At 39.1% G+C, this 12,051-nt stretch carries 17 protein-coding genes and 1 pseudogene; 9 read left to right on the top strand and 9 right to left on the bottom strand.

Translation table 11 applies throughout. The features are described from left to right. Window positions 1-23: 23 nt before the first annotated feature. The 7 genes from brnQ to HMPREF2987_RS07070 form a co-directional block, all read right to left on the bottom strand. A complete protein-coding gene (brnQ, locus tag HMPREF2987_RS07040) occupies window positions 24-1,349 on the bottom strand; it encodes a branched-chain amino acid transport system II carrier protein (RefSeq protein WP_075229920.1) in 1,326 nt (441 codons plus the stop codon). Between the two features lie 157 nt (window positions 1,350-1,506). Continuing rightward, window positions 1,507-1,788, bottom strand: coding sequence for a rhodanese-like domain-containing protein (locus HMPREF2987_RS07045; protein WP_075229921.1), 282 nt, complete (start codon window positions 1,786-1,788; stop codon window positions 1,507-1,509). 21 nt (window positions 1,789-1,809) lie between these two features. Then, window positions 1,810-2,301, bottom strand: a complete 492-nt coding sequence (locus tag HMPREF2987_RS07050; protein ID WP_075229922.1) for a prolyl-tRNA synthetase associated domain-containing protein — start codon at window positions 2,299-2,301, stop codon at window positions 1,810-1,812. Window positions 2,302-2,313: 12 nt separating this feature from the next. After that, window positions 2,314-2,898 carry a uracil-DNA glycosylase family protein gene (locus HMPREF2987_RS07055; protein ID WP_075229923.1) on the bottom strand — a complete coding sequence of 195 codons (585 nt, stop codon included), beginning with the start codon at window positions 2,896-2,898 and terminating at the stop codon, window positions 2,314-2,316. Between the two features lie 67 nt (window positions 2,899-2,965). After that, the gene (gene pepV, locus HMPREF2987_RS07060) at window positions 2,966-4,366 is read right to left on the bottom strand and encodes a dipeptidase PepV (RefSeq protein WP_075229924.1); all 1,401 of its coding nucleotides are present in this window, start codon (window positions 4,364-4,366) and stop codon (window positions 2,966-2,968) included. Window positions 4,367-4,375: 9 nt separating this feature from the next. Beyond that, window positions 4,376-4,981: a nitroreductase family protein gene (locus HMPREF2987_RS07065; RefSeq protein WP_075229925.1), complete on the bottom strand. Its 606-nt coding sequence runs from the start codon at window positions 4,979-4,981 to the stop codon at window positions 4,376-4,378. A gap of 350 nt (window positions 4,982-5,331) precedes the next feature. Next, window positions 5,332-5,832, bottom strand: a complete 501-nt coding sequence (locus HMPREF2987_RS07070) for a hypothetical protein (RefSeq protein WP_075229926.1) — start codon at window positions 5,830-5,832, stop codon at window positions 5,332-5,334. A gap of 143 nt (window positions 5,833-5,975) precedes the next feature. Between HMPREF2987_RS07070 and HMPREF2987_RS07075 the strand changes: the two are divergent. Further along, a pseudogene (locus tag HMPREF2987_RS07075) lies at window positions 5,976-6,194 on the top strand (amino acid ABC transporter substrate-binding protein); the annotation flags it as partial. A gap of 213 nt (window positions 6,195-6,407) precedes the next feature. Here HMPREF2987_RS07075 and HMPREF2987_RS07080 read toward each other — a convergent pair. After that, on the bottom strand, window positions 6,408-7,241 hold the full coding sequence (locus HMPREF2987_RS07080; RefSeq protein WP_075229928.1) for a metallophosphoesterase family protein: 834 nt from the start codon (window positions 7,239-7,241) through the stop codon (window positions 6,408-6,410). Between the two features lie 217 nt (window positions 7,242-7,458). Here HMPREF2987_RS07080 and HMPREF2987_RS07085 point away from each other — a divergent pair, with 217 nt between their 5' ends. The 8 genes from HMPREF2987_RS07085 (at window position 7,459) to HMPREF2987_RS07115 (ending at window position 10,758) form a co-directional block, all read left to right on the top strand. Further along, window positions 7,459-7,653 (top strand): helix-turn-helix transcriptional regulator, encoded by a 195-nt coding sequence (locus HMPREF2987_RS07085; RefSeq protein ID WP_001082470.1) that lies wholly within the window; start codon window positions 7,459-7,461, stop codon window positions 7,651-7,653. A 14-nt stretch (window positions 7,654-7,667) separates the two neighbouring features. Continuing rightward, entirely contained in the window at window positions 7,668-8,210 is a 543-nt protein-coding gene (locus tag HMPREF2987_RS07090; RefSeq protein ID WP_075229929.1) for a DUF3278 domain-containing protein, read from the top strand. A 10-nt stretch (window positions 8,211-8,220) separates the two neighbouring features. Further along, the gene (locus tag HMPREF2987_RS07095) at window positions 8,221-8,547 is read left to right on the top strand and encodes a hypothetical protein (RefSeq protein ID WP_075229930.1); all 327 of its coding nucleotides are present in this window, start codon (window positions 8,221-8,223) and stop codon (window positions 8,545-8,547) included. 26 nt (window positions 8,548-8,573) lie between these two features. After that, complete coding sequence (locus tag HMPREF2987_RS07100) at window positions 8,574-9,113, top strand: DUF3278 domain-containing protein (RefSeq protein ID WP_075229931.1); 540 nt, start codon at window positions 8,574-8,576, stop codon at window positions 9,111-9,113. A 261-nt stretch (window positions 9,114-9,374) separates the two neighbouring features. Next, window positions 9,375-9,707 carry a hypothetical protein gene (locus tag HMPREF2987_RS07105; protein WP_257375156.1) on the top strand — a complete coding sequence of 111 codons (333 nt, stop codon included), beginning with the start codon at window positions 9,375-9,377 and terminating at the stop codon, window positions 9,705-9,707. 130 nt (window positions 9,708-9,837) lie between these two features. Then, window positions 9,838-10,140, top strand: a complete 303-nt coding sequence (gene gpG / locus HMPREF2987_RS07110; RefSeq protein ID WP_075229932.1) for a phage tail assembly chaperone G — start codon at window positions 9,838-9,840, stop codon at window positions 10,138-10,140. 1 nt (window position 10,141) lies between these two features. Beyond that, entirely contained in the window at window positions 10,142-10,315 is a 174-nt protein-coding gene (locus HMPREF2987_RS11040; RefSeq protein ID WP_180364509.1) for a hypothetical protein, read from the top strand. Window positions 10,316-10,518: 203 nt separating this feature from the next. Continuing rightward, window positions 10,519-10,758 carry a hypothetical protein gene (locus tag HMPREF2987_RS07115; protein ID WP_075229933.1) on the top strand — a complete coding sequence of 80 codons (240 nt, stop codon included), beginning with the start codon at window positions 10,519-10,521 and terminating at the stop codon, window positions 10,756-10,758. 310 nt (window positions 10,759-11,068) lie between these two features. Here HMPREF2987_RS07115 and HMPREF2987_RS07120 read toward each other — a convergent pair whose 3' ends face one another. After that, a complete protein-coding gene (locus HMPREF2987_RS07120) occupies window positions 11,069-11,965 on the bottom strand; it encodes a TDT family transporter (protein WP_075229934.1) in 897 nt (298 codons plus the stop codon). Window positions 11,966-12,051 lie beyond the last annotated feature (86 nt).

Here is a 12,051-nt window from a genome sequence, read left to right on the forward strand (position 1 = left end):
GATTTCTGTCCCACTCTCATTTTTTATTCCATTTCAAAAGTTTCGCTTTCTTGTTTGTTAGGAAGAACAAGAGAAAGCAAAATCCCAATAACTGCTGGTACTAACCATGGCAATGAAGCCTTAGCAAATGGTAGAGCATTCACAATATTGGCAAGGAAGGTCACTTCAAATGAACTTCCCAAGACACTAGCTACGGCAATAGCTGTTACCAGTCCCATCGTCAATTGCATGCCTGGTTTTGAAAGTGGCACAAACTTGTTCACAATCACAATCATAACAATCACAATGGTAATTGGATACAAGATAACTAGGACAGGGATAGAATATTTGATAATTGCATCAAGACCAAGGTTGGCAATTGCAAAACCAATCAAGGTAAAGACAGTCGCATAAACCTTATAGCTGATTTGTGGGAAACGTCCGTTAAAGAATTCCGCAGTTGAAACAATCAACCCTACAGTCGTTGTGAAGCAGGTTACTGTTACCATGGCTGCTAGGAATAATTGAGCTGTTGAACCAAAGATTTCTTGGGTCGCTTGTGACAAGATATAAACCCCTGGAGTTCCACCCTTCATCGCTTCTTCTGTCATTGGGAAGTGATTTCCAAGGAAACCTAGGCCAATGTATAGAGCACTAAAGCCAAGTGCTACGACAATTCCGACTACCCAAATGGTTGAGATATATTCTTTTTTACTTGAAAATCCAAGTTGTTTCAAGGTTTGAACCGCGATTACACTGAAGGCAACAGAGGCAAGAGCATCTAGAGTATTATATCCTTCAAGGAATCCTGCTCCAAATGCTGATGCCTGATAAGCCTCGGTAGCTGCTTGTGGAGCATTTCCACCATATTTAAAGGCTCCAAGGATTACCAAGATGATAATTAAGAGGGCAAAAACTGGAGTCAAAACACGGCCGATACGATCCAAAATCTTTGAAGGATTAAGCGCGATTAAGTATGCTGCAACAAAGTAGATAAGGGTAAAGACAATCAAGCCTAGACCTTTGTCAGCATCTGCCAAGAGGGGACTAATCCCTACTGCATAAGAAGTTGTTGCAGTACGTGGAATGGCAAAGAATGGACCAATCGACAAGTACAAAACTGCTAGATAAATCGTTGCAAACCAAGGGGAAATCTTTGTAGAAATCTCATAGATATATCCCTTAGGATTTAAGGTCCCGATGATCAAGGTCAAGACGGCAAGTCCGACACCTGAAAATACAAATCCTGCAATGGCAGGGAGAAAGTGTTCCCCAGATTGAGCACCTAGGGTAGGGGGGAAAATCAAATTACCCGCACCAAAAAATATTCCAAACAGGAGTAATCCTGTTAAAGCACCTTTTTTAGCCATAAACTCTCCTTATAAAAAATAAAATACTTACATAGTATACCATGATTAAAAGCATGAAAAGGCTGTCACAAAATAATTCTAAAATGTTTTCAATTTTCTGAATGTTTTTCTCTAAAAATTCCTAGGAGAAAACTATCTTCCCCTAGGAATTTAAGTATTATTCAAAAGCATCCATACCTGCAGGGACATTGATGACATCATAGCCCTTTTCTGTTAAAAATTGACAGGCATGGGCTGAACGGATACCAGACTTACAAATCACATAGTAAGGCTGGGTTTTATCTAGTTGTTCATAAGTATCTGCCAGTTGACTAAGAGGGAAATTACGAGCACCTTCTAAATGAAGAGCCTCAAATTCCTCTACTTCTCTCACATCCAATACAGAAAGCGACTCTTTCTGATAAAGCTGGTAAAAATTGTTAAAAGTAATTTCTTTCATCATTTCTCCTTTATAATGGCATTAAGGCAAGGTTACTACCTCATAGGTAAATCCAATTGACTCTAAAAATCGAAACAAGTCTTGGGTTTTAATAAAAATCGTTTTTTCATTGGTATTAGGGTGGAAGGTCATGACATCCTCTGAAACAATGTCCTTATCAAAATAAACATGAATGTCTTTCTCTTCATTATTTAACAAACCAAAAGGTGATACCGTTCCTGCTGGTAGGGTCATTTTCTCAGCCAAGGAATCTAACGAGGCCATTCGAATCCGACCGGCTCCCACTTGAACTTTAAAGTCATCCATATCCAATCGTTTCTTGTCATCCATTATGAGCAGATAGTACTGAGTTTTCTTCCTATTGGTCAAAAACATGGACTTAGTCCGGACTCCTTTCAATCCTTTTATATAGCTATCTGCCTGCTCTGTCGTGAATGCAGGTGGATGAGCCACCACATCATATATGATCCGCAACTCTTGCAACTTATTAGAGACTTGTTGATAAGCATCCATCCTTTTTCTCCTTTATTGATGAATAATCTTTTGTACCAATGCTTGTAATTCTGGAACCACTTCAGACTCAAACCAAGGATTTTTAGCTATCCAAATTTGATTACGAGGAGAAGGGTGAACTAGTGGGAAATAGGTTGGTAAGTAGTTCTGGTAATGTTTTACCCTTTCTGTTACCTTGCCACTGACTTTCTCATTTAGATAGTAGGCTTGGGCATACTGCCCTATCAAGAGGGTTAATTGAATATCTGGTAATTCATGTAATAACTGTGGGTGCCACTTTTCTGCAAAACCTGTACGAGGTGGCAAGTCACCAGATTTCCCATGTCCTGGAAAATAGAAATCCATGGGCATGACTGCAAAATAACCTGAGTTGTAAAAAGTATCTTCATCCACACCCAACCACTCCCGCAAGCGATCTCCGCTTTTATCCTTCCAGTAAAGCCCAGCTTCTTGGGTTTTGAGACCAGGCGCTTGACCAATGATATTGATACGAGCCGTTTTTGGTGCTGCAAAGAGAGGCTCGATACCTTGCTCAGTATAATGTTGATTTTGTGGATCTTCCATGATAGCTTGTTTGATTTTTTGAATTTCTGACATGGATTCTTCTCTTTCTCTAGCAATTTCAAAAAGAAGTCTAAGCATAAAATCTCAGACTTCTATAGCATTATTTGATCAATTCATAGATAGCTTCAGCGTAGATGGCTGCTGCACGGAAGAGATCATCCAAGGCGATAAATTCATTGGCTTGGTGCATAGTATCGATAGAGTCTGGGAACATAGCACCGTAGGCTACACCACGCTCTAAGAGACGTCCGAAAGTTCCACCACCAATAACTTGTTCATGCCCTTGAAGTCCAGTTTGTTTTTCATAAACATTTAACAAGGTTTGGACAAGCGGATCTTCCATTGGTACATAGTGAGGTGTGTGACCATGTTCAGAAAGGCTAACTGAAGCAACTGGCAAGGTTTCAAGAACTGACTTGATTTGCTCTGGACTTGTTCCCTTTGGATAACGGAAGTTAAGGGCAATGGTATTGTCAGCACTTGTTTCATCAAAGCGGAAGACACCAGCATTCATAGAAAGGGCACCCATCTTTTCATCCACATGAGCCACTTTCAAGTTTTTCCCTTCGTGGTCATTCAAAAGAATCTTACCAGCAATGTCAAGGAAGTCTTTTGCAGGTCCTTCAAAAGCAAACTGGCTGAGGAAGAGGGCAAGATAAGTCGCACCATTGACACCTGAAGCAGGCATAGCACCGTGAGCAGATTTACCGATAATCGTAACCTTGTACTTGCCGTTCTCTTCTTGAATGTCTCCTCTAAGCTTGTGCTCTGCAACAAAGGCATCTAGTTTCGCTTGCAAATCAGCCAAATCCCCTGAAACAACTGCCGTTGCTGATTCTGGCACCATGTTTTCACGCAAACCACCTGTGAAGCTGTGAAGACGAGCTTCACCCTTGTTTTCACCAGCAAAGTGAAGATATTCTGTGATATTTCCTTTTTCACCATTAATAATAGGGAATTCAGCATCTGGAGAGAATCCAAAGTCTGGCTTCGCAAGTCCTACATGCTCAAAATAGTAGTCCATATCTGCCCAACCTGATTCTTCATCAGTTCCGACAATAAAGCGAACTTTTTTAGAAGTTGGAAGACCAAGCTCTTTGATGATTTTCAAACCATAGTAACAAGCCGTTGTAGGGCCCTTGTCATCTGAAGCACCACGCGCATAGAGACGACCATCCTTGATGGTTGGAGTATAAGGATCAGTGTCCCATCCACTACCTGCTGGCACTACGTCCATGTGGGCAAAGATTCCGAGAACTTCTTCCCCTTGACCAAACTCGAAATGACCTGCATAGTTATCAACATTTTTTGTTGGGTAACCATCACGGTCTGCGATTTCAAGGAATTTCTCCAAAGCTTTTACTGGACCAGGTCCAAAAGGATGTTGCGCATCTGCCTTACTGTCATCGCGTTCTGAGTTGATTTCCAAAAGGCTAAACAAGTCAGCCAAGAGGTCTTCTTTACGTTTTTCTACTTCTGCTGTAAAATCAATAACTGTCATTTTTTCTTCCTATCTTTTTTCGATAATTTCATCTACTGGCAAGCGGTAACTTGGTTCCAACTTCTCGTCTGTGTATCCTACTGTAATCAAGAGCTCTGGACGGAAGCGTTCTTCGATTTCCAAGACTTCATTGGTTTTTGATTTATCAAAACCAAGGATAATGTTTGAACCGATTCCCTGGTCAGTCAATGCAAGGACTAAGTTCATCGCAACCAACCCTGCATTAAGGGCTAGGTAGTCACTGATTTGTTGTTCATTGTAACGCGCAAACTCTGCTGGAAGATTTTTCATAAAGTACTGAAGTTGTTCTTCTGAGAAGTTCTTTGCTCCACCAACACGGGCAATCTTGCGAGCACGTTTAGCTAGGTCAGTATCTGTAAACAAGGCAATGGTTACAGGGGCAGATGCTACTTGCTCAAAGTTTGAACCGTAAGCTAATTTTGCTAATTCAGCATTTCTCTCACGAACCACAACAAACTTCCAAGGTTGACTGTTGTGAGCACTCGGTGCCAAGGTTGCGATTTCAATAGCTGTTCGAACATCCTTGGGATCAACTGGTTTATCAATAAAATGCTTAGTCGCATGACGTTTTTTATTTAACTCAAGAAATTTCATAATTGATTTCCTTTTCTATTTCTACTGCTTCCATTTTACCATATTTTGAAAGAGCTTGCAGAGTTTTTTCATAATGTAGAGATCTTTATCCCAACTCTTAATCAGGAATTACATACTTTTCGATTTAGTTGCTATCTATAGTAAAAATTTTTTGCACAAGAAAAAGAGGCTGGGACAAAAGTCCTATCCTCTCAATTGTCTTTGGATTGTCGAGCAAGACGCAGTGGTTGAGTGGGCTCTTCTACGCTGATTTCATCAGCTTTTACAGCCCTACTCAACTGTGCGGAGGTGGGACGACGAAATCGAATTCTAACGAATTACCGATTTCTGTCCCACTCTCTTTACTCATATTATTGCCCTGATACAACTTTACTTGCAGCCTCAATCGCTTGTGTCATAGCATCACGTGCAGTCTTCAACTGTTGGAGAAAGACAGTACGTGATTCTTCTGGCATTTCTGTATCGTCAGAACCTGCGCTTGACAAGCCATCATTAAATGCTTTTCTTGAAGTCTCTAGTGAGTTAAGAGCAGGCTCTACTTGTTGTTTATAAACATCTTTTTCAGCCTCAGGAACTTTGTCACCGATTTCTTCAACATATTTCTTATAGTTGTCAATCAACTTACCAAAAAGAGTTTTCATATCTCCAATTGTTTTAGCCTTGTCGATTTCTTCATCTGTTAGAAGAGTAACTTCAGATGTGTTTGTCTTTGAGTTATCTGTTTTTGACGAAGCTGATGTTTGTTCAGTCGAGCTTGAAGCTTTACTTGCAGAATCAGAAGATTTATTTCCACAAGCTGCTAAAGTTGCAACTGATAAGAGCACAAGGCCCGCAGTAAGAAGTTTTTTCATGACTATCTCCTTTAAATAGTTTTATGATACCTATATTTTAAAATAAAATAATTTTATTGTCAAATTTTTACCGAATTATTGAAGCTAAAAAGCTCATTGAGTTCACTATTTATAAAATCTTTAATAAATTTATCGAATATTTTCAAAAAATTATCAAAGACCGTGGTTTAGACTTGAATGCGGTTGACTTAGAAAGCAATGATAATCCAAACAACTACATTATCTTTGTAAGCGACCAAAAAGAATTTAAAGAGCAATTTGACAATGTTCTCAAAGAACTCTACCAAGATGGAACCCTTGAAAAAGTCAGCAAAACCTATCTCGGTGGTTCTTACTTACCAGATCAATCTCAATTACAATAAGAAATATTAAAAGAGAGTGGGACAGAAATCGGTAATTCGTTAGAATTCGATTTCGTCGTCCCACCTCCGCACAGTTGAGTAGGGCTGTAAAAGCTTATGAAATCAGCGTAGTAGAGCCCACTCAACCACTGCGTCTTGCTCGACAATCCAAAATCAAAAAGAGGCTAGGACTTTTGTCCCAGACTCTTTATTTATTGTTAGTTAAAGCAACTCTTACAAATAATCAAAATAATTTTTCACATCCTCTACATAGCCATGCTTGTCAATTAAACTAGCTAACAAATCTCTATTATGGCCTTGATAGTTGTCCTCACGTCGCAACTCTTCATACATTTCGATAAAAGGAAGGCCTTTTTCCTTGGCTGATTCTAACTCTGCTTCATAATCATAGGCAACCTTACGAAATTGGATATTGACCAATTCACCATTTTCAACTTCGAGTAAGGCATACTGGGCTCGGTGATTTTTCAGCTCTTTCCAGTTAAAATAAGGCATACCAATCGAACCTGGATTGATGATTTGTTGGCCTTGGCTACCATAACGTAGGAGCTGTTTATGGACATGCCCATAGACGGCTACATCCGTAGTTTCATCAAGTAACTGGTCAAATTTTTCGGTATTATTTTCAACCAGCAAATCACCACCATAATTTTTCTCAGGTAAATTATGAGAAAGAGAAAAACGCAAGCCTTCAACTTCTTTCTTGGCTACCATAGGTAGCTTTCTCAACCAATCAATATGCTCTGGCTTTAGGTCCTCCATCAGATATTGGGTCATCCTGAGAAGCTGAATTTCTTCTGGATCCTCTAAACCATATTGCCCATCTAAAGCCTCTAACACACAATCATCCCAGTTTCCTCGAACGGATGCTGTAATGGGAAGGTCTTTCAAAAGAGCCACCAAGTCATTTGCTCCCGGCCCAGGAAGAAAAATATCTCCCAAAAGCCAATATTCAGTCGCTCCCAAATTTTTTGCGTCCTCAAGCACTCCAGCCAAGGCCGTCGTGTTACCATGAATGTCTGATAAAATTGCAATCTTATGGTTCATTTTCTGCTCCTTCTTTAGTGGATAGCTTTCAGTCTATCCAATTCACTCTTATAATTCTGTACTTTTCTCCATTATAGCATAAAATTGCTAGAAGATTTTATAACGGAAATATTCTCATCAACTTTCTCTTAAAAATATGTCAAAAATAGTTGACATTTTATTTTTAAAAGAATATACTATAGTCAAATATATGTGACATAAATAAAAAGGAGGAAGCATGAATCGTGTGAAAGAATTCCGCAAGGAATTGGGCATATCCCAGCTCGAACTTGCCAAGGATATCGGTGTCTCGAGACAAACCATCAACATGATTGAAAACGACAAGTACAACCCCACCCTGGAACTTTGTCTCAATCTCGCCCGCAGCCTCCAAACTGACCTCAACAGTCTCTTTTGGGAGGACGATTTTTAAAAAGGAGAAGAAAAATGAAAAAAGAACCCCTCAATGAAAAACTGATCAAACGTATCTATGGCATTTCAGGTCCCCTTGATGAACACAAACGGCGCGAGGCTGAGCACATCGGAAATAAAATCTTTATGATTCTATTTTACCTCATGACTTTAGGCAATCTTATTCCCTTTGTCCTTGCTTTTAGATATCCCCAAGTAGTCGCTTTTGGATATCCAATCATTATCTTTCTAATTTCCATGGTTTGTGCTATCTATGTCACTAGTCAAACTACAAAAACTGGTATTGCTTCTATTGATCCTGACGTGTTGAACCAGAAGGAAAAGAAACAGTTACGTAATCCTGGCCTTAAAGCTGGACTTTTCTATGGAGTCTTTATGTTCTTTGGCATACCACTTCTCCATATCCTAATGGATGATAGTAAAAGCTATCTTACCGCTCTTTTGAATACAAGAAGTATTTTGTCAACCATCGTTGCAGCCTTCTTTTTCGGATTAACAGTGCATATTGTCGTCACTCTTCGCATTCAAAAAGCCAAGGAAGATCAGGACGACGATTAGGAGGAAACTTATGAAATTACTAGTAACTTTACTTACCTATCATCTTTTGTTTGCTTCACTGCTCATCTTCATCATCGTTTCAGGGAACTTGCCAATCTACGATATAGTCCTCCTTCCAGTCTTTGTTCCAGCACTCAACAAAGGATTGACTTATCTAAAGATAGATTCCCAAAAAACGCGCATACTCAACTTAGCACTATGCTTTATGATTCTATCCTTGCCACAACTGACGGTCATCTCAAGCAACTGGAAATATTATTTACTATTCACTATCGCTATCCTTTCTTCTATCACTTATCTTTATTATCTCTATCAATTCGTAAAAGAAACAAAATAACATCGTTCATTTAGGAGAAATCACCCATGAAAAAAGAAGACTTAACAACTCGCTTACTTCGAAATTTCTTTCATATACAAGGGCCTTTTGACGAATGCCGTCAAGAGGTTATCTACAAGGCTTGCGCCCGTTCCATGGTCCAAATCTTTTACTCTTCCTTCTTTCTCTTCCTATTCTATATTTTGTTCGGACGCTTTATAGAAATTGTTCGATCGCTTATGCCCTACCTCTATTTTGGACTCATTCTGTTCATGAGTATAAAAGCTCAAAGAGCCGTACAAGAGCTTCATCTTGAAAAGGATGACAAATCAGAAATCATCTACAAAACCTACAGCAAACGCCAAATAAAAGTTCGTAGTTGGTTGGTATTTATAATTATTGAGATTGGCTTATTTGCCCTGCTGCTCTTTCATAAACTCTTCGTTCAACAGATGTCCCTTTCAACTTTCTTGGAAAAAATCATCCAAACAGAGATAATGATCCCCTTACTGGTCTTTGGTCTTAGTATTGGAGCAATCTTTGGAACTATGGTCTACAGCTTTCTATCGTTGCACAAGGAAAAGTAAGAAACTGCTTGGATTGTTGGTTATAAGCAAATGGGCAAAAACTCACTTTATTGAAAAATCCCAGTAAATATTTTCAAGATAAAACGCATAATATCAATTTTTTTGGATTCCTGATATTATGCGTTTTTATGATTTTAAAGACAGTTTGCCCCATTCCTTTTACAAAACGAAAAAGCCATCTTTACAGATGACTTTCTAACAACCGAATCGGTGCTCACTTTTTCAAGTTTGTATACGGACAAAGCCTTATTTTAACTTGCTGTGTTGACGAAAAATGGGGTAGTTGTTGGATTTTGGAACTATTCGAAACAACACACCTCTAAAACTAAGCGTGCAACTAGTCGAGCATTAAAGGCAACTGTAAACGAGATTCTGGAAGAATTTAAAGGCGCTTTAGAAGTCTTTAAAGATACAGGAGAAACTATTGAAAGTGCGACTGCTGATGGGGAACCGGTTTACTATGGTTTTTACAAAGAGCAGCTTTCTATGGATACTATTGATTTTGAAACGATTAAGGATGAGGCTAATGAGTTAGCTACTACTAATGTGAACTTTGTTGCGACAGCTAGTTCAGATGCTGCAACTAATGGTTAATATGGTGCAATTGTGTATGGATCGGATGCTGAAAAGTTGAAGAAATTGAAGATTCAATTAAACATGACCGCAGCAGGGTAGGAAGAAGGCGCAAGCTCTCCTTTTATCTTTTTTCTAGAAAGGAAAGTATATGGCTAATGTTAAATTTTTAATTAAAAACGAAAAGAGTCAGGACATTCAAAAGACCAATAAGGGAATTACTACTAAGGACTATCGTGACTACCTGATTCTCAATGAAGCACTATCTTCCGAATTGTCTGAAGTTGAAAAACTGGACAAGCAATTGGAATTCACCGCCTCATTGTTTGAAGATTTGGAAGTGGAAGAACTTTTGAAATACACTGATATGGCGGATATTTTTGCAGTATTTGCGGACATCTACGCTCATCTGGTCGGTGATGTCGACCCAAAGGAGAAAAATAAAGCCAAGTGAAGTGCTGAAACGGTTTTATGGATTTGTCAAGCAAGCTACTGAGGGACCTTATGAAATGATTATCCGTGATGTGATGGATACGAGTTGGGAGGATCTGATGGAGATCTTGGGAATGATGGAAACGAGTGAAAGAGAAGAAGTTATAGACCTAGCTGATTTGTTGGGAACTATATAGCTATTAACTTGCAAATGTAGCTACACAGGAGTACAATAATGTTGAAAAGATGGTGGCTACATGAATTAGCAATTTGTTAAACGAGCGAGAGTTGATGAGAAAATTGTAAAAAAACTAAATTTTGTATCAACAAAGCTACAGCAAGGACGATCAGAAACGATCCGTCAAGGGATAGAGAAGCTCTATAGAGATGGGAGGACAATATGAGTAGAAAAGGATTGTTTAGGGCACGTATTTGGTTAGGTGTGGCTATTTCTGCTTTGGCTTTCTATACCTATACGATTATTTATATCTTTAATCATGATATGGATGAAATCTTTGCGCCTTTCACCATGTTGTTAATTTATGCACCGTTGATTCCTTTGTTTTTGATAGCAGTTGGTGGAATGTCTTTATTAGCTTGTGTAGAATTTGCTTATCGTAATCTGCAACGATATAAATAAATGAAAAGAGTCCGTAAGGGCTTTTTTTATTTGCTCTTAGGAGTTAGGAAGGAGAACAAGATGGTAAGTGGTACGCCATTAGGTCAGATGTATATTGAGCTAGGGCTGGACGTGTCGAAGTTCAATCCCACTCTAAACGGTGCGAAAAATGCTGTAAAGTGTTTTAGAACCATTCGAAACAACACAGCTTTAAAACCTCGTGCTTGAAATCTTTGATTCTCTGCTAGTTTCGAATGGTTCCAAAACATATTTCACAAGCTAAATATATAACAAAAGTAGCCCCTAACACTTCTCAGTGCTAGGGGTTTTTTTAGCTCCTTAAATACCTCATATATTCTACTAATACATAGACAAGAATTGTTAAACAAATGATAGTTTCCAGCCAAACGAGGAGGTTAAGGATTGGAATCTGCAAAACTCCTTGGGCCATTTTCAATGAAGTTGCAGTGATGATAGTCGGGAAGGTTAGGGCTGAAAAAGCTGGTTGAAATCCCTGTTTTAAAATCCTTGGCAAACGACTGAGGACAAAGAAAAAGAAAGTCTGTGAGGCAAGGATCATGACTAGCAAAATCCAGCCATGAAGAGCTGATCCTCCGATTCGAACGAGTGCTGCTAACAGTAGAGAAAAGGGAGCACAATAGATTCCTTCTTGCCCCAGTAAAGCCCGTGGCAATGGATTACTTTTCAAATCTTGATAAATCAGAGGATAAAGGAAAAGGGTTAAGGTAAAGCCAAAAATCCAAGCGCCATAGGCAATTTCGACTATACCCACCACTGGGTAGGTCAAACTTGCTACTGCTATCCCCACATAAAGAACTGTCCAACTTGGCGTTGCGTTCGTTCTTGGTTTAGTCTGCACATAATTTTTAGTGAAGTAGATGATTAACCCTACATCCAGTAGAAAGGCAAACCACCACAGAGCTTGCGCTATGATACCCATACTCGTAGGTAAGATTCGCAGTAAGTAGGTTGATAAAATCATCCCTGCCATGGGAAAGGTCGCCATTCCCGATAATAGAGGAGCTTTCTTAAGTTCTTGCTGGCTCTCTTGCCAATCACTAAGATGACTGTATAAAAAATAAAACCATAAAATCAAGCCTGACAAACTAAAGACGTGCGATAATAGTGGAAAAATATCCAGGATGAGATTGCCTGCTCCAGCCAATCCCAATAAGCACCCTGAAAAGGCCAAGGGGAGTTTTTTCATGTGAACCTCCAATAGTCATGTTATTATCAGTATAGCATAAAAGCGCTTAAATGAAGGATTAAAAAACGAAGTTTAAAAAGATAAAC

Origin of the sequence: Streptococcus sp. HMSC067H01, assembly GCF_001814775.1 — a bacterium.
GTDB lineage: Bacteria > Bacillota > Bacilli > Lactobacillales > Streptococcaceae > Streptococcus.